This is a genomic window from Rhizobium sp. RHZ02, from assembly GCF_014851575.1.
GTDB lineage: Bacteria > Pseudomonadota > Alphaproteobacteria > Rhizobiales > Rhizobiaceae > Rhizobium > Rhizobium altiplani.
Genome location: NZ_JACUZX010000005.1, coordinates 36,389 through 52,501 on the forward strand (window position 1 = coordinate 36,389; position 16,113 = coordinate 52,501).

At 59.5% G+C, this 16,113-nt stretch carries 18 protein-coding genes; 5 read left to right on the forward strand and 13 right to left on the reverse strand.

The features are described 5' to 3' along the window. Positions 1 to 17: 17 nt before the first annotated feature. From plsX to IB244_RS10125, 3 genes are all read right to left on the reverse strand, one after another. Entirely contained in the window at positions 18 to 1,064 is a 1,047-nt protein-coding gene (gene plsX / locus IB244_RS10115; RefSeq protein WP_025661225.1) for a phosphate acyltransferase PlsX, read from the reverse strand. A 103-nt stretch (positions 1,065 to 1,167) separates the two neighbouring features. Continuing rightward, a complete protein-coding gene (locus tag IB244_RS10120; RefSeq protein ID WP_018116898.1) occupies positions 1,168 to 1,722 on the reverse strand; it encodes a YceD family protein in 555 nt (184 codons plus the stop codon). Between the two features lie 10 nt (positions 1,723 to 1,732). Further along, positions 1,733 to 2,323, reverse strand: a complete 591-nt coding sequence (locus tag IB244_RS10125) for a ubiquinol-cytochrome C chaperone family protein (RefSeq protein ID WP_192304347.1) — start codon at positions 2,321 to 2,323, stop codon at positions 1,733 to 1,735. A 179-nt stretch (positions 2,324 to 2,502) separates the two neighbouring features. Here IB244_RS10125 and IB244_RS10130 point away from each other — a divergent pair, with 179 nt between their 5' ends. Further along, complete coding sequence (locus tag IB244_RS10130) at positions 2,503 to 3,039, forward strand: outer membrane protein assembly factor BamE (protein WP_018116900.1); 537 nt, start codon at positions 2,503 to 2,505, stop codon at positions 3,037 to 3,039. Positions 3,040 to 3,109: 70 nt separating this feature from the next. Here IB244_RS10130 and IB244_RS10135 read toward each other — a convergent pair whose 3' ends face one another. From IB244_RS10135 to IB244_RS10145, 3 genes are all read right to left on the reverse strand, one after another. Beyond that, positions 3,110 to 5,245, reverse strand: a complete 2,136-nt coding sequence (locus IB244_RS10135) for a sodium-translocating pyrophosphatase (RefSeq protein ID WP_018859200.1) — start codon at positions 5,243 to 5,245, stop codon at positions 3,110 to 3,112. Between the two features lie 207 nt (positions 5,246 to 5,452). Next, complete coding sequence (nusB, locus tag IB244_RS10140) at positions 5,453 to 5,935, reverse strand: transcription antitermination factor NusB (RefSeq protein WP_018116902.1); 483 nt, start codon at positions 5,933 to 5,935, stop codon at positions 5,453 to 5,455. A gap of 3 nt (positions 5,936 to 5,938) precedes the next feature. Continuing rightward, a complete protein-coding gene (locus IB244_RS10145) occupies positions 5,939 to 6,394 on the reverse strand; it encodes a 6,7-dimethyl-8-ribityllumazine synthase (protein ID WP_016553506.1) in 456 nt (151 codons plus the stop codon). Positions 6,395 to 6,726: 332 nt separating this feature from the next. Between IB244_RS10145 and IB244_RS10150 the strand changes: the two genes are divergently transcribed. From IB244_RS10150 to IB244_RS10160, 3 genes are all read left to right on the forward strand, one after another. Then, positions 6,727 to 7,077, forward strand: a complete 351-nt coding sequence (locus tag IB244_RS10150; RefSeq protein ID WP_018859198.1) for a hypothetical protein — start codon at positions 6,727 to 6,729, stop codon at positions 7,075 to 7,077. Between the two features lie 99 nt (positions 7,078 to 7,176). Next, positions 7,177 to 7,680, forward strand: a complete 504-nt coding sequence (locus IB244_RS10155; RefSeq protein ID WP_018859197.1) for a cupin domain-containing protein — start codon at positions 7,177 to 7,179, stop codon at positions 7,678 to 7,680. Between the two features lie 25 nt (positions 7,681 to 7,705). Then, a complete protein-coding gene (locus tag IB244_RS10160) occupies positions 7,706 to 8,242 on the forward strand; it encodes a GNAT family N-acetyltransferase (protein WP_192304118.1) in 537 nt (178 codons plus the stop codon). Here the strand turns inward: IB244_RS10160 and IB244_RS10165 are convergent. The 7 genes from IB244_RS10165 to IB244_RS10195 all read right to left on the reverse strand — a co-directional run bounded on the left by IB244_RS10165 (position 8,205) and on the right by IB244_RS10195 (position 14,912). Continuing rightward, positions 8,205 to 8,825 (reverse strand): riboflavin synthase, encoded by a 621-nt coding sequence (locus IB244_RS10165; protein ID WP_018859195.1) that lies wholly within the window; start codon positions 8,823 to 8,825, stop codon positions 8,205 to 8,207. The genes IB244_RS10160 and IB244_RS10165 overlap by 38 nt on opposite strands. Further along, positions 8,825 to 9,934, reverse strand: a complete 1,110-nt coding sequence (gene ribD, locus IB244_RS10170) for a bifunctional diaminohydroxyphosphoribosylaminopyrimidine deaminase/5-amino-6-(5-phosphoribosylamino)uracil reductase RibD (RefSeq protein WP_113470733.1) — start codon at positions 9,932 to 9,934, stop codon at positions 8,825 to 8,827. Before ribD ends, IB244_RS10165 begins: the two co-directional genes overlap by 1 nt. A 3-nt stretch (positions 9,935 to 9,937) precedes the next feature. Beyond that, the gene (nrdR, locus tag IB244_RS10175) at positions 9,938 to 10,414 is read right to left on the reverse strand and encodes a transcriptional regulator NrdR (RefSeq protein WP_007531462.1); all 477 of its coding nucleotides are present in this window, start codon (positions 10,412 to 10,414) and stop codon (positions 9,938 to 9,940) included. Between the two features lie 9 nt (positions 10,415 to 10,423). Further along, entirely contained in the window at positions 10,424 to 11,722 is a 1,299-nt protein-coding gene (glyA, locus tag IB244_RS10180) for a serine hydroxymethyltransferase (RefSeq protein WP_018859193.1), read from the reverse strand. A gap of 177 nt (positions 11,723 to 11,899) precedes the next feature. Continuing rightward, on the reverse strand, positions 11,900 to 13,204 hold the full coding sequence (locus tag IB244_RS10185; protein ID WP_018859192.1) for a murein L,D-transpeptidase: 1,305 nt from the start codon (positions 13,202 to 13,204) through the stop codon (positions 11,900 to 11,902). A 624-nt stretch (positions 13,205 to 13,828) separates the two neighbouring features. Beyond that, positions 13,829 to 14,344 carry a transcriptional regulator LdtR gene (gene ldtR / locus IB244_RS10190; protein ID WP_018116896.1) on the reverse strand — a complete coding sequence of 172 codons (516 nt, stop codon included), beginning with the start codon at positions 14,342 to 14,344 and terminating at the stop codon, positions 13,829 to 13,831. Positions 14,345 to 14,474: 130 nt separating this feature from the next. Further along, positions 14,475 to 14,912, reverse strand: coding sequence for a DUF6163 family protein (locus IB244_RS10195; protein WP_018116895.1), 438 nt, complete (start codon positions 14,910 to 14,912; stop codon positions 14,475 to 14,477). A 135-nt stretch (positions 14,913 to 15,047) separates the two neighbouring features. Here IB244_RS10195 and hemB point away from each other — a divergent pair, with 135 nt between their 5' ends. Beyond that, complete coding sequence (hemB, locus tag IB244_RS10200) at positions 15,048 to 16,061, forward strand: porphobilinogen synthase (protein WP_018116894.1); 1,014 nt, start codon at positions 15,048 to 15,050, stop codon at positions 16,059 to 16,061. Positions 16,062 to 16,113: the final 52 nt, after the last annotated feature.

Here is a 16,113-nt window from a genome sequence, read left to right on the forward strand (position 1 = left end):
TGCTTAAACCCCGTCGCTCATGCGGCTTCCGGCCCGATCGGGGGCAGCCGCTTGGCATGATACTTTTGAAGATCGTTTTCTATTTTCTGATTGAGGCCATTCTTGGCCATGTCGTAGCCGACCTCGATGGCGGCAGCGATGCCTTCGGCATTGGCGCCGCCATGGCTCTTGATGACGACGCCGTTGAGGCCGAGGAAGACGCCGCCGTTCACACGGCTCGGATCCATCTTTTCGCGCAGCATGTCGAAGGCGCCCTTGGCGAAGAAGTAGCCGATCTTGGCAAGCAGCGTGCGCGACATTGCAGCGCGCAGATACTCACCGATCTGCCGCGCTGTACCTTCGGCCGCCTTCAAAGCAATATTGCCAGAGAAGCCTTCGGTCACGACGACGTCGACGGTACCCTTCCCCAGGTCGTTGCCTTCGACGAAGCCATAGTACTCGAGCGAGTCGATGTTAGCCTCACGGAGCAGGCGCCCCGCTTCCTTCACCTCTTCCTGGCCCTTGATCTCTTCGACCCCGACATTCAGCAGGCCAATCGACGGACGCTCGATCTCGAACAGCGCACGGGCCATTGCCCCGCCCATGAGCGCGAAATCCATCAACTGCTGCGAATCCGCGCCGATCGTCGCGCCCACGTCGAGAACGATGCTCTCGCCCTTCAAGGTGGGCCAGATGGCAGCGATCGCCGGCCGCTCGATATTGGCCATCGTACGCAGACAGAACTTGGCCATCGCCATGAGCGCGCCGGTATTGCCGGCCGACACCGCGACGTCGGCTTCCTTCGTCTTCACCGCTTCGATCGTCCGCCACATGGTGGAGATATAGCGACCGCGACGGAGCGCCTGGCTCGGCTTCTCGTCCATGCGGACGGCCAGCTCGCAGTCGTGGAAAACGGTCTTTTCCTTGAGCTTCGGAAACCTGTCGAGAACCGGCTCGCACTGTTCCTTCAATCCATACATCACGAAGAAAATATCGGGATGTCTTTCCAGTGCCTTGGCGGCGCCGGGGATGACAACCTGGGGACCAAAGTCGCCACCCATGAGGTCGATAGAAATTCTGATCACGCGTCCCTGATCCTTGTTTTTCGCCTCCGGCGGGCGAAATTTCGGCCAAAATACCGGTTTTCCCGTCGCTTACAACTGAATTGTGTCAAATCCCCAACGGGGTTCAGTCCTTTTTCCAATCCTTCAGCACGGCGAAGGCAGACGGCTTTTTATCGTTCTCTCCAGTGTCTTCTATGTGACCGGAGAACTCCACACCGGGCTTGCGCGGATAGGGATCGATCGCAAGAGCTGCGAATTCCGTAACCACCTCACCTGCGTCAATCGTATCGCCGGTGAAGCTTTCGGGAAGGTCCGGGCCATCGGGGTCCAGCACCATTTCGCCGGCATCATTGGCGGGCCGGCGCGCAAGCTTGGAATTCTCCGGCACGAAGATCTGCTCGAAGCTCTCGTCGATCTCCGATGGGACCGGATCGAGGGTCACGACGCAGGACTGGACGATGTTGGCACGCACCCTGCCCTTGATGCGCACACCATCCCGCTTCCACCGACCGATCTGGAGGTCAGCACCAAAGCTGTCCACCGATAGGACACTCCAACTGTCCGCAAGGGCCGCCAATTCGCGCTTGTCGGCCTCCAGATGCACCTCGACAGGATTGGCCGATATATGACCTACATTTACGAGGTAGGAGAACGGAACGTCGTCTCTTTTGTTTTTCATCGTCTCTTCCTCACGCTACCTTCGGAAGTGTCGCCGAGCCTGTCGCTATGACGTCCTCCGACTGAGACAAAAGATGGTCTTCGGCAACAAACATCCAGTCCGCGAGACCGCGCATATCCACCGGCTCATTCGCCTTCGGATGAATGTTTCGCACGAGCGCCGCAGCGAGTCCTTCGGCATCCCTGGTGTCCATCGCCTTGGCGTAGGCCTCCAGTCGGCCATAGAACATGCCGGCCAGCTTCTTCATGCGTTTGGGAACCGTGTTGTCACCGATCCCCAATTCACGGATGGAGTAGTCGATATCCTGGAAGAAGGCGTCGACGATTTCCTGCGCGATCTCCTGGCCGCTCGTCCCGGAGGTTCGTGTGCGCCGGAAGAAGAGGATCATCACCGCCGAAAGCATCTCGAAACGCCCCATCACCGTATCCGGGACATTCAAGCGCTCATAGAATTCCGGCATCCGTGCGGCCGACGTCAGTGCCTGATATTGCCGATCTACGATTACCTGGTTGTTGTTTTTCTTGCCAAAGAGCCCGAAGATCATCGTTTTTTCCGGAAAGGCCTCATTCTGAGCGCCAAGCGGCGTCCGGCCTTGTTGCATGATTTCGAAAGCTGGTTTACCGAAGCAGGCGCGAATTGCAATGCCGAAGGTGGCCACTTTCGGGACAGCACCCCTTCTGTCCGCATGAGCCAACGGGATGTCTCTCCCCGGAATGGCCACAATGGTTTTGCATCAGCGATCTGAGGCCGGTGGCTGCCATTCATAATTTTAGGGAGTAGATGTCGTTGACGAAACGGTATTTCAAGTCTGACAAAAAATTCCTCAGCAATGCCGCTATTGCCATCATGATCGCCTCCGCCGGACTTTCAGGCTGCCAGACACAAACCGTCCTCAACGGTGGATATGTCGCCGACGAGCAGTCGCTGAATCTCGTCCCAGTAGGATCGAGCCGCGAGCAGGTTCTCCTATCCCTCGGCACCCCGTCCACGACGGCGACGTTCGATGGCGAAGTCTTCTACTACATCTCGCAGCGCCGCGAGCGCTCCATGGCCTTCCAGAAGCTGAAGGTGGTCGATCAGAGCGTGCTGGCGATCTATTTCGACAAGGACGGCATCGTTACGCGCCGTGCGAACTACACCCTCAAGGACGGCAAGATTTTCGATACGATTACCCGCGTCACCCCGACGGGCGGCAAGGACTTCACCTTCCTACAACAGCTGCTATCGGGCGGCAGCGCGGCGAACGCTGCGAAGGGCCTCTTCGGTGGCGGCACCTCGCAGCCGGCCTCGCCGCAGAACCCGGCCAGCCTCCGCTAAAGCGGGAGCGAACTCTCAAAGAAAAACCCGCCGGATCGCTCCGGCGGGTTTTTTGTTTCGGCGATGTGCCTCAAGCCAGGACGGCGAGAAGCAGAAGAGCGACGATGTTGGTGATCTTGATAGCCGGGTTAACGGCAGGACCAGCCGTATCCTTGTAGGGGTCGCCGACCGTGTCGCCGGTCACCGATGCCTTATGCGCGTCGGAGCCCTTCATATGGCGAACGCCGTCCTTGTCGACGAAGCCGTCCTCGAAGGATTTCTTGGCATTGTCCCACGCGCCACCACCCGAGGTCATCGAGATCGCGACGAACAGGCCGTTGATAATAACACCGAGCAGCGATGCGCCCAGCGCCGCGAAAGCGGAAGCCTTCGAGCCCGAGATGATCAATACGCCAAAGTAGACGACGATCGGGGCAAGAACCGGCAGAAGCGAAGGAATGACCATCTCGCGGATGGCTGCCTTGGTCAGCAGGTCAACCGCCCTGCCATAGTCTGGACGCTCGGTCCCTGCCATAATGCCGGGCTTCTGCTTGAATTGACGGCGAACCTCTTCGACAATTGCGCCGGCCGCGCGGCCGACGGCGGTCATCGCGATGCCACCGAAGAGATAAGGAATGAGACCACCGAAGATCAGTCCGGCAACGACGTAAGGATTGGAAAGATCGAAGGAGATGTCGCCAATACCTGCAAAATACGGGTACTTGTCACCGTTGGCGGCAAAGTATTTTAGGTCGTAGGAATAGGCCGCAAACAGAACCAGGGCGCCGAGGCCAGCGGAACCGATCGCATAGCCCTTGGTAACGGCCTTCGTCGTATTGCCGACTGCGTCGAGCGCGTCGGTCGACTTGCGTACTTCCGGCGGCAGGTGGGACATTTCCGCAATGCCACCGGCATTGTCCGTCACCGGACCGAAAGCGTCGAGAGCAACGATCATGCCGGCAATGCCGAGCATGGCGGTAACCGCGATGCCGGTGCCGAAAAGGCCGCCGAGCTGATAAGTCGCCAGGATGCCACCGACGATGACAATCGCCGGGAGGGCTGTCGATTCCAGCGACACCGCAAGACCCTGGATGACGTTCGTGCCATGGCCGGTCACAGAGGCCTGGGCGATCGAATTGACTGGGCGCTTGTTGGTGCCGGTGTAATATTCGGTGATGACAACAATCAGCGCTGTGACGAGCAGGCCGATCAGACCGCAGACAAAGAGATGCGTGCCGGTAATGTCCTCGCCACCGACCGAGCCAATCGAACCCCAGCCGATGGTCAGTGATGTCGCTGCGCCAAGGCCGATGATCGACAGCAGGCCGGTGACGATGAGCCCCTTGTAAAGGGCGCCCATGATCGAGCCATTGCTGCCGAGCTTGACAAAGAACGTACCAATGATCGAGGTGATGATGCAGGCGCCGCAGATCGCAAGCGGGTAGAGCATCGCCGATTCAAGAACGGGTGCGCCGGCAAAGAAGATTGCGGCGAGAACCATGGTCGCGACGACGGATACGGCGTAGGTTTCGAAAAGGTCAGCTGCCATGCCAGCGCAATCTCCGACGTTGTCGCCGACGTTATCGGCAATTGTCGCGGGGTTGCGCGGATCATCTTCCGGGATACCCGCTTCGACCTTGCCGACGAGGTCACCGCCGACGTCAGCGCCCTTGGTGAAGATGCCACCGCCGAGACGGGCGAAGATCGAAATCAGCGACGCACCGAAGCCAAGCGCGACGAGGGAATCGATGACTTCGCGAGAGCTGCCTTCGTGCCCAAGCACGACAGTCAGCACGTAGTAGTAGATCGACACGCCAAGGAGCGCGAGACCGGCCACCAGAAGCCCGGTGATGGCACCCGACTTGAATGCAATCTCAAGTCCGGCGGCCAGGCTCTGGGATGCCGCCTGCGCCGTGCGAACATTGGCGCGCACCGAGACATGCATACCGATGAAGCCAGCAGCGCCAGACAGAACAGCGCCGATGAGGAAGCCGATTGCAGCCGTGCCGGAGAGCAGCAGCCAGGCTGCAATGAAAACGACGATGCCGACGATTGCGATGGTCTTATACTGGCGCGTCAGATAGGCCTGCGCACCCTCACGAATATAGCCTGCAATTTCCTGCATGCGCTTGTTACCCTGATCGGCGGCAAGCACCGACCGGGTTGCCCAGATGGCATAGACCACCGAGAGCAGACCGCATGCTATTACCCATAAAAGAATGCTCATTTCGCTCTTTCCTCCAAAAGAGCCGGAGCTCACTCCCTCTCCGGCTGCGAATACGCCGACTCGATTTCCTCCCACAGAAATGCTGCAACGCCGGGCGGAGATTGCGTGGAGGAAAACGGCGCGTCAAGCCCGTAAGAGCCAAAAGCCCTTGCAGCACAATGGGAACGGAGGATTCTTGGAGGTCGGGCCTGCCGACCCGGCAGAACGCTACTTCTTGGCTTCGCCGCGCACCTGCTTTGCGATGCGGTCAAGCACGGCGTTGACGAGCTTCGGCTCATCGTCGCTGAAGAAGGCCTGAGCGATTTCGACGTATTCCGTCACGATGACCGCAACGGGAACATCCTTGCGTTCGAGAATCTCGAAGACGCCGGCACGGAGGATCGCGCGGACCGTGCTATCGAGACGCGACAGCGCCCAGTCGTCCTGTAAGGCGGACGCAATCATTGGGTCAAGGCGACGCTGCTCCCGCACGACGCCTGATACGATCGAGCGGAACCAGGAGGGGTCGGCCTTCAAATAGGTCTCACCGTCAAGTTCCTGGCCCAGGCGATGCGCCTCGTATTCAGCCACGATCTCCAGCACGCCGGTGCCGCCAATATCCATCTGGTAGAGCGCCTGAACGGCAGCAAGGCGCGCAGCACCTCGCTGGTTTGCAGCCTTGACCGGACGCTCCGAGTTCTCGTTGTTCATTCGTTATGCACCCAACTTCTTCTTCAGCTCTATCATCGTAAGAGCTGCGCGGGCGGCAAATCCGCCCTTGTCCTTGTCCGAACGGCGGGCGCGAGCCCAGGCCTGATCGTCATTCTCAACAGTCAGAATGCCATTACCAATGGCAAGGGATTCGCTCACGGCCAGATCCATCAGCGCGCGAGAGGATTCGTTCGACACGATATCGAAATGGTAGGTCTCGCCGCGGATGACCATACCGAGGGCGACGTACCCATCATACTGCGTGCCCTCATTATCTGCTCCGTCGAGCGCCATGGCAATCGCCGCCGGAATCTCGAGAGCGCCCGGAACGGTGACGACCTCATAGGTCGCGCCCGCCTCTTTCAAGGCGAAGGTCGCGCCTTCAAGCAGGGCATCGGCCATGTCGTCGTAGAAGCGTGCTTCGACGATCAAAATGTGGGGAGCGGTTTCTCGCGCCATGCTTCACCTTCAGTAGCTAGAGGACTTCACCATTCGGCAGGCCGCGGTCAAAACACGCCGCGACCCGAATGGCAAGCAAATTCCGACCATGGTTGGATGCCGAATCCGGAATCCCGGCAACGGCGGAGCGGGCAATTCTTGCGTCATTTTGTGCCGGCGTCGGACCGGCGCCTCGAAGATGGCAAATGAAGGGCAATTCGCATGAACAATATGTGACTAAATTCCAGATACTTATGAATTGAAGGCGGATGATCCGATTACCAATTTCATCTGCGTAACGCTGACGATCCACTGCCGACGGTCGATCGTCAGAGCAGATGAAAGGATACCCCATGAATCGCGTTGCAGCCATCGCCTCCGCGGTCGCTACCCTTGCCTTTGCAGATGCCAGCCGTGCCGAAAGTCTCGACATGACGACCCCGTCGGGCATCGAACGAACGCTCCGCAGCTTCAGCGGCGCAAATCTCGATATTCGGCAGGTGGCCGACCACGGCAGTTCGAAAAATATCGGAGCGCCCAATTCATTTGCCGCACACAGTGTCCACGACATCCAAGTGATCCGTGCGGCCATTGCCGTCAACAAACCCCTTATGCATCAGCTCAACGCCAGAGGTGTGCTGCTCGGGAACATCGTCAACGCTGATCAGGCCGCGGACGGCGGTATCACGGTCTACTATCGATAAGGTCAAGGGCGACAGCGGAAGACTGTCGCCCGTCACGATGCTTTGCGGGTTGTATTTTCTCGCAGGATGATGCCTTTTCTCCGGAAACAGGAGAAGACAATGTCCGGCGTATCGAAGCCCGTCATCAACGTCGCTGATTTGAAGCTTGAGCACTGGAAGCAAGGGGATCTGTACGAAGGGACGGATGTCTCATTCGGCTCGCTTCTCGGCCTTGCAGGTCTCGGCATAAGCTACAACGAGGTCCCGCCCGGCAAATCCAGCTGTCCATTCCACAACCATCACGTGGAGGATGAGCTGTTTTTCGTCATCGAAGGCACCGGCGAATATCGTTTCGGTCCTGATCGCTATCCGATCCGGAAGGGTGACACGCTCGGCGCTCCAGCCGGGGGACAAGAGACCGCCCACCAGATCATCAACACTGGTTCGACGCCTCTGATCTACCTCGGCATTTCGACAATGGCGAAAACCGAGATTGTCGAATATCCCGATTCCGGAAAGTTTCTCGCCAAGACCAATCGCGACGAGGGACAAGCGAACCGGTTTCGCTTTATCGGCAGCGAGCATGGCAAGCTGGACTACTGGGACGGCGAGCCGGGTGCTTGACCTCCATCCGAGGGAACACTTCAAGATGACCAGCATTCCTACCATCGAGACAGCGCGACTGCTGCTACGTCCGCACACCGTTGACGATTTTTCTGACTATATGACGATGTGGAGCGACGAAGCGGTGGTGCGCTTCATCGGAGGTGTCCCCTCCACCCGCGAACAGGCCTGGGCGCGCATGCTGCGTGTCGCCGGCATGTGGCATCACATGGGTTTCGGATTTCTGGCGATCGAGGAAAAGCAGTCAGGGCGTTTCATCGGGGAAGCAGGCTTCCTCGACATGAAACGGGATATGCACCCCGCTTCCACGGAAGGCACTCTGGAGACCGGTTGGGGACTGATGCCCTTCGCGCAAGGGCACGGCTACGCCAGCGAAGCGCTCACGGCGCTGATCGCCTGGGCGGAAGAGCGGTTCCCCTCCAAGCCAATGACCTGCATTATCGACCCGGGGAACGACCCCTCGCTGCGCCTGGCGCACAAGCTCGGCTTTCGCGAAGTCCAGCGATGCAACTATAATGGAGAGGTTATTCTGCTTTCGCGGTCGGGAACTCCGCCAGCCTAGCGGCATAGCGCGCCATGGTATCGACTTCGAAATTGACGAAGTCGCCTGCCTTGCGTTCGCCCCAGGTCGTGACCTCAAGCGTGTGACGGATCAGCAGGACGTCGAAATCGGTACCGTCCACCGCGTTGACGGTGAGCGACGTGCCATCCAGAGCGATGGAGCCCTTAGGTGCAACGAACTTGGCGAGATGTTCAGGCGCACGCAGGCGAAAGCGCGTCGCATCGCCCTCTTCCGTCACCGAGAGGATCTCGGCCTTGCCATCAACATGACCGGAAACGATGTGGCCGCCGAGTTCGTCGCCGATCTTCAGCGAGCGCTCGAGATTGATGCGGGTACCTTCCTTCCACGTCCCGATCGTCGTCAGGCGCAGAGCCTCTTCCCAAGCTTCGACCTCGAACCAGCGGCCGTTGCTGCCCTCGCCGGGCAGGCCGGTCACCGTCAGGCAGATACCGGAGTGCGAGATCGAGGCGCCCATGTCGATGGTCGCCGGATCATAGGCAGTGGCGACACGCAGCTTGATGCCTTCCTTCAATGGGGAAACAGATTCGATCTTGCCGACGTCGGTGACAATTCCGGTAAACATCAAAGCTCTCTTTCGTATTCGTCCAGGCGATCGTCGCCAAACATGAAGGTGCCCCTGTGCAGGAAGCCCGATGGCATATCGGTCTTCTGGACCGGCGATTCAATACCGTCCTGCCCGATCACCGCAGGGCCTTGATAGAGGAGGATGCGGTCGATGTAACCGGCATCCAGGAAAAGCTTCGCCGTCCGCGCGCCGCCTTCGATGACAAGCGAAGAAATTCCGCGCGATGCTAGTGCAGGCAGCAGTTGGTCGGGCCGGTAGGGACTGCATTGGACCACTTCGACGCCAGCCTGATCCAAAGCGTCTCGTCGTGCGAGAAAGGCCTCGTCCTCGCTATTGTCGAAGCGGGGCGGTTCGGCCGCGACGACGATCAATGGCACCTGCTTGGCCGTAGCGACCAGCTTGCTGTCCAAGGGCAAAGAGAGATCTTCATCGAGCACGACACGAACCGGTGAGCGGGCCTCAAGTCCAGGCGTGCGAACGGTGAGCAAGGGATCATCGGCGATCGCAGTCCCGATCCCAACCAGAATCGCATCGGTTTCGGCGCGCAGCTTCTGCACCTCTACCCGTGCCGCAGGCCCAGTGATCGCAATTTGCCCCTCGCCCTTTTTTCCGATCATGCCGTCAGCGGAAACCGCAAGCTTGAGAGTCACATAGGGCCGGTTCTTCGTCTGCCGTGTGAGGTAAGCAGCAAGCGAACGCTTGCCTTCCTTTTCGAGAATTCCTGACTCGACCTCGATCCCCGCATCGCGCAGCATGGCAATGCCCCTGCCCGAGACACGCGGATCCGGATCGGTGACGCTTATCACCACACGACCAATGCCGTAGGCAATCAGCGCCTCCGCGCAGGGTGGTGTCTTGCCGTAATGCGAGCAGGGTTCGAGCGTGACATAGGCGGTGGCGCCGCGCGCCAGTTCGCCGGCTTCGGCCAGGGCCTGCGGTTCGGCATGGGGACGCCCGCCGACTGCCGTCACTGCACGGCCGACGATCTGACCGTCACGCACGATCACGCAGCCGACGGAAGGATTGGTAGATGTCTGGCCGAGATGCAGGAGACCCAGGCGGATCGCCTCTTCCATGAAACGCGCGTCGTCTTCCGAAGCGCTCATGAGCTAGTTGTCCAGGGGATCGCGGGCGATCTTGGCGTTGATCTCGGAAATGACTTTCTCGAAATCCTCGGCATGCGAAAAATCCCGATAGACAGAGGCATAGCGAACGAAGCCAACATCATCCAGGCTCTTCAATGCTTCCAACACCTGAAGGCCGATCTGCTCGGAGCTGATCTCGACTTCGCCGGAGCTTTCAAGCCGTCGAACGATGCCGGATACCGCACGTTCGATGCGGTCGCGGTCGACGGGACGCTTGCGCAGTGCGATCTCGAAAGATCGCACCAACTTGTCGCGGTCGAACGGTACCTTGCGGCCGGTCTTCTTCGACACCATCAGCTCGCGCAGCTGCACGCGCTCGAAGGTCGTGAAACGACCGCCGCAATCGGGACAAATACGCCTGCGGCGGATGGACGTATTGTCCTCCGCCGGGCGTGAATCCTTGACCTGTGTGTCTTCCGATCCGCAGAATGGGCAGCGCATGCGCTATCCTTAGCCCATGTAATCATACATTGGGAAGCGGTTGGTCAGCTCGACCACCTTGCCGCGAACGGCTGCTTCCACGGCTGCGTTCCCCTCGTCGGAGTTGGCGACCTTCAAGCCGTCGAGAACCTCAACGATGAGGTTGCCGATTTCCTTGAATTCCGCTTCCTTGAAGCCACGCGTCGTGCCGGCTGGCGCGCCGAGGCGCACACCCGAAGTGACGAATGGCTTCTCAGGGTCGAACGGGATGCCGTTCTTGTTGCAGGTGATGTAGGCGCGGCCGAGGGCTGCTTCGGCACGCTTGCCGGTCGCGTTCTTCTTGCGAAGATCGACGAGCATCAGGTGGTTGTCGGTGCCGCCGGAGACGACATCGAGGCCGCCGGCGATCAGGGTTTCCGCAAGCGCCTTGGCGTTCTTGACGACCTGCGCGGCGTAGTCCTTGAACTCCGGCTCCAGCGCTTCACCGAAGGCGACGGCCTTGGCGGCGATGATGTGCATCAGCGGACCACCCTGCAGACCGGGGAAGACGGCCGAGTTGAACTTCTTCGCCAGATCTTCGTCGTTCGTCAGGATCACGCCACCGCGGGGACCACGCAGCGATTTGTGGGTCGTCGTCGTGGCAACGTGGCAGTGCGGGAACGGCGACGGATGCTGGCCACCGGCGACGAGACCGGCGATGTGCGCCATGTCGACCATCAGGTAGGCGCCGACCGAGTCAGCGATCTCGCGGAAGCGCTTCCAGTCCCAGATGCGGGAGTAAGCGGTGCCGCCGGCGATGATCAGCTTCGGCTTATGCTCTTCGGCCTTGCGGGCAACTTCGTCCATGTCGAGCAGGTTGTCGCCTTCGCGCACGCCATAGGACACGACGTTGAACCACTTGCCGGACATGTTGACCGGGGAACCGTGCGTCAGGTGACCGCCCGAGTTGAGGTCGAGGCCCATGAAGGTGTCGCCCGGCTGCAGCAGTGCAAGGAACACGGCCTGGTTCATCTGCGAACCGGAGTTCGGCTGAACGTTGGCGAAGTTGACACCGAAGAGCTTCTTGGCGCGTTCGATCGCCAGTTCTTCAGCGATATCGACGAACTGGCAGCCGCCATAGTAGCGCTTGCCCGGATAGCCTTCGGCATACTTGTTCGTCATGATGGAGCCCTGGGCTTCCAGCACCGCGCGGGAAACGATGTTTTCCGAGGCGATGAGTTCGATCTCGTGCCGCTGGCGGCCGAGTTCCTTGCCAATCGCGCTGAAGATTTCCGGATCGGTATCGGCAAGCGAGCGATTGAAGAAGGTCTGGGTGGAGGCATTGGTCATGAGCGGGCTCCTCAACTGGAATGCGCGAAGGTATTAGCGCCCCGCCCTTTCAAGGGCAATACGGAGAACGACATTTGCTAGGCAATCTACGCGCCGCGCGTTCTATGCCCGACAGGACAACAAAAAACCGCGCCAGAGAGGCGCGGTTTCTTCAAAATCAAACGCGATCCAATTGACTTATTGAACCGGCTGCTCCGTGGTTGCGGTCGTGTCGAGCGCAAGCTCGGCGTTGCCGTCGAGCTGATAGATATCGTCGCGGAACTGCACGACGCCATCCGGCATGCCCCAGGCGGAAATGTAGACGAAGTAAACCGGCACTTCTTCGGCGAGCTTGATCGGCGTGTTGACGCGGGTCGTGATGACCTGCTCCATCTGCTGACGCGACCACGGCGGGGTCTCGCGCAGCAGCCACGTCGTCAGATCGCGAACGTTCTGGACGCGAACACAGCCCGAGGACTCAAAGCGCATCAGCTTGTTGAAGAGACCCTGCTGCGGCGTGTCATGCATATACTCGCCGTTCTTGTTGTAGAAGTTGATCTTCGTGGACGCCATGGCGTTGATCTTGCCCGGGTCCTGACGGAACATGAAATTCGGAGCCTTCTCGGCATTCCAGTCCACCGTTTCCGGCGCCACCTCGTTGCCCTTTCCGTCGATCAGGCGAATGGCATTCTTCTCGAGATAGGTCGGGTCCTTGCGCATCAGCGGTACGATGTCTTTTTCGACGATCGAGCGCGGTGCCGTCCAATAAGGATTGAGGATAACTTCGTAGATCTTCGAGTTGACGAGATGCGTCGGACGGCTGAGACGGCCAACGACCGCAGCGTGGCGCGTCGCAACGCTGCCGTCTTCCACGGCCTCGACGTAGGCGGCCGGAATGTTAACCATCACGTGGCGGCGTCCGAGCTCTTCCGGGAAGGTCTGGATGCGGATGAGGTTGGTGTTCAGCTGCTGCAGACGAACATCGGCCGGAATGTTCATGGCCTTCAAGGTGAACTCGCCGATGACGCCGTCGGCCGGAAGGCCGTGGCGCGCCTGGAAGCGCTTGACGGCGCCGTCGACATAGGAATCAAACGCCGAAGACATGCCAGCCTCGCGCGGTAGGTCGCCTGTGATGGCAAGACGCTGGCGAAGGCTCTGGACGGCCGGGTCGGTCACGCCGATCTGCAAGCGCTGCTGGCTTGGGCTGACTTCGGGCCAACCGCCAGCCGAAGCGATCTGCTGATACTGGGCGATTGCCTGCTGGATGCTCGGCACCGACTGCGGCCCGAGAATCGGCGTGTTGGAAACGACAGCCGTTGCGGTGCGGGACGCAGCCTTCGCATCGAACTGATCGTCCCAATCGCCGCGTTGTGGAGCATTAATGAGCGAGTCGATCGCCGATTGCGCGAGTGCGGGGGCCGCCAATGCGCCCGCGCCAACCATTGCCGCAGACGTCAGAAACGCCCGACGAGAGAAAGCTTCAGTACCGATTTTCTTCGACATTCATCCCAACCACTAAATTGCCGCCGCTTGAGAGACCGGCAGCCTTCGCTATCCCTGCGAGAACGCAGATCTCTCTATCAACCCGTCGCTACGGCGCATCGCACAATCTCTCTGCCGGCGATCACATGATTGCGAGCAGGGAGCGCGAGGTTGTCAGACCTCAATTTGGGAAGCGCCCTTTGCCGTGTATTTCCGCTGACATGCTAATATGGCCAATTCGTGTCGCCCTGCACCACGCTCAACCGTCGGTCGCGGGCGATGCGCAAAGAACCATATCCATCCACAGAAATGTGGCGGTTAATAGCGGCTAAAAAACGGCTTGAATACAGTCGATTATGCTTGCCTGCCATGCGTTGCAAAGATGTCACGACCTCGCAGACAAGGCGCGGATTACGCGCGTCCGGTCCGCCCACTGCCTGCAACAAATAGAGCTGACGTCGCGACGACGTCGCGTGATTCCCGGGAAACCCCAAGCCCGTCGCGGAGGTCATTGTCCAAGTCGGCGACCGAGTACGCAGCCCGGCAGCGAGACGCTGCTAACGGCGAAAAGGCGCTACGGAATACCGTTGCGCCCTTTCGTGCCTTGGAGGTCCGATAAGCCAGCAGGGAAGTTGGCTTACGAGATTACAGGCGATAGAGGATCTGGTCGTTCCAGAAGCGGTCCAGACGGGTAAGCAGCTTGTTCATCTGCGTGAATTCGTCGGAGCCGATGCCGCCAACCTTGTCGATCGAGCCGACGTGACGTTCATAGAGCTTGGCGACGGTTTCAGCGATGTCCTGACCCGCTTCCGTCAGGCTGATGCGGACCGAGCGACGGTCGATGCGCGAGCGCTGATGGTTGATGAAGCCGAGATCGACAAGCTTCTTGACGTTGTAGGAAACGTTGGAACCCAGGTAGTAACCGCGGGAGCGAAGTTCGCCGGCGGTGAGCTCGGAGTTGCCAATGTTGAAGAGAAGAAGTGCCTGGACGGCATTGACGTCGCTGCGACCCTGGCGGTCGAACTCGTCCTTGATGACGTCGAGGAGACGGCGGTGAAGACGTTCAACAAGATGAAGGGATTCCATGTAAAGATCACGGATGCCTTGTTCCTGCTGGTCACGGAAGTTCGATACCGCCTGCGGCTTGATTTTCGTGTTCATGATGACTGCCTCACTGTTTTGTTTGGCGGTGTTGGTTCTCTTCCCGCCTTGAGACAGACCCTATCGAATACAAATAAAATTCTACTTAAACCGCAGGCTTAACAGTGCCTTACCGGAAACCCTAGATGTATCAGGGTAAATCAACGCTTACCTGCTGGCGCCGCTTGCGCTTTTCGTACCAGAGCGCAACACGGAATCCCAGGTAGACCAGGACGACCGCGGCATGCAGCAAAACGATCAGCCGGTTGGACCCGAAAACCTCCGGCATGAAGCCGTACATGATGATCTGTCCGCCTGCCGCGAGCACCCAGATAACCGGCCCCCAGGAGACGGCCAGCCATAGACCGAGAGAGGCGACGGGGAAGAGAACGGCGAGGCTGGTGCTTGCGACCTTCCACGGAAGGCTGAGCAGATCGAAGCGCCCTGCCCCGACCAGCGAATAGCCGACGAGCATCGCCCAATACTGCAATCCGAACCAGAAGCAGGAAACGGCGACAAGCCGCAGGAACAGGATGAAGAGAACGCTGGTCAGCGTCCGCTTAGGTATCGTCGGAGAATCAGCGTCCATGTCTCAAACAATAGGGTTGCCGTTGCGACTTCGCCAGCGCCTCCTCCATTGCGGCCAATCGTCCGGTTTGGATTTCGGCCACGCCATGATAATGAGCGCTTCGACAATTGGAATGGCAGAAAGCTGGAAACCACCATGCAGGACAAGACCCATCTCGTCGACGAGATTACCGGCCATCGGCGCATGCGCCGCAATCGCAAGGCCGATTGGACGCGGCGCCTCGTGCAGGAGAACCGCCTGACGGTCGACGACCTGATCTGGCCGGTTTTCGTCGTTCCCGGCACGGGCATCGTCGAAGCGATCCCGGCGATGCCCGGCGTCAACCGCATGAGCGTGGATAGGCTGGTCGAAGCCACCAAGGAAGCGGCCGATCTCGGCATCCCTGCGATCGCGACCTTCCCGAACATCGAAATGGAACTGCGCGACGAAACAGGCTCGAACAGTCTTGAAACCAACAATCTGATCAACCAAGCGACAATCGCAATCAAGAAGGCGGTGCCCAATATCGGTGTCATCACCGACGTCGCGCTTGACCCCTTCACGAGCCATGGCCACGACGGGATCCTGCGACAGGGCGAGATCGTCAACGACGAGACGGTCGATCAGGTTGCGCGCGCGGCCGTCATGCAGGCCGATGCCGGCTCTGACATCATTTCGCCGTCGGAGATGATGGACGGCAGAATCGGCGCCATCCGCCGCGCCCTTGACGCTGCCGGGCACCAGAATGTTGGTATTATGAGCTACGCCACCAAATTCGCCTCGGCATTCTATGGCCCCTACCGCGAGGCGATCTCCACCGGCGGTCTGCTCAAGGGTGACAAGAAGACTTACTACATTGATCCGGCAAACGGCACCGAAGCCATCCGCGACGCCGCGCTTGACGTGGAGGAAGGTGCCGACATGCTGATGGTCAAGCCGGGCCTGCCCTATCTCGACATCTGCTGGCGCATGAAGGAAGCCTTCGGTCTGCCTACCTTCGCCTATCAGGTTTCGGGGGAGTACACGCAGATCAAGGCGGCCGCGATGAACGGCTGGATCGACGGCGAGCGCGCCATGCTGGAAACCCTGCTCTCGTTCAAGCGTGCGGGCTGCGACGGAGTCCTCACCTACTTTGCAGTCGAGGTGGCAAGAATCCTAGCCAGGCGCTGATTGCGCGCCAATATTGCATTTGAGGGAAGCGATACCATATCAGCGGCATCGC